The following is a 568-nucleotide window of genomic DNA, read 5'->3' on the forward strand; positions in this document are numbered from 1 at the left end:
GTACGGGGTCGCGGCCAGATCAGGCGTCGTGTTCATCCGGCCATAGAGAACAGGAATTGCCTCGAGGAGCCGCGCGGTGTTCCCGCTCGCCGACAGGGAATACGTCGGACTGTTGGTCGTACCCTGCGCGACGCTCGCTGTTCTGGCCGGCACGATCGCATTGACCAGCATCGAGCCTGCGGCCATGACCGCCATCGAAACGCCTGCCTGGACCGCCATCATGCCCGCCGTAACGGTGCCAGCCGCCACCCCGGTTGCCGCGCCATATGCAGCCGCCGCAGCGCCGCCCGTATAGACCGAAGCGACGGCCACCGCGATCATCAATATGGCCTGCAGGGGATTCGATCCGCCACCGCCCTTCGGTACGGGGATGAACTGGACAATCGCGCCGTACGGGATCGGCTTATCCCAGTCCTTGCGCAACCAGTAGTCGGCGTCGACGCAGACTATCGTGTGCTGCGTGTCGACGCCCGCCCGTTCCGCCCACTCAGCAGGCGTCAACGGCGAGTCGAGTTCATAGACCTGCCGGCCCTGCGCGTGACAATATGGATTCACCGCGCGAACAATC

General features: G+C 65.0%; 1 protein-coding gene. It reads right to left on the minus strand.

All coding sequences use genetic code 11. From position 1 onward, the window contains the following. On the minus strand, positions 1 to 568 hold a 568-nt coding region (locus P0D70_RS36775; RefSeq protein WP_459252453.1), incomplete at both ends, for a tail assembly protein.

Origin of the sequence: Paraburkholderia sp. RL17-381-BIF-C (assembly GCF_046026435.1) — a bacterium.
Lineage (GTDB): Bacteria > Pseudomonadota > Gammaproteobacteria > Burkholderiales > Burkholderiaceae > Paraburkholderia.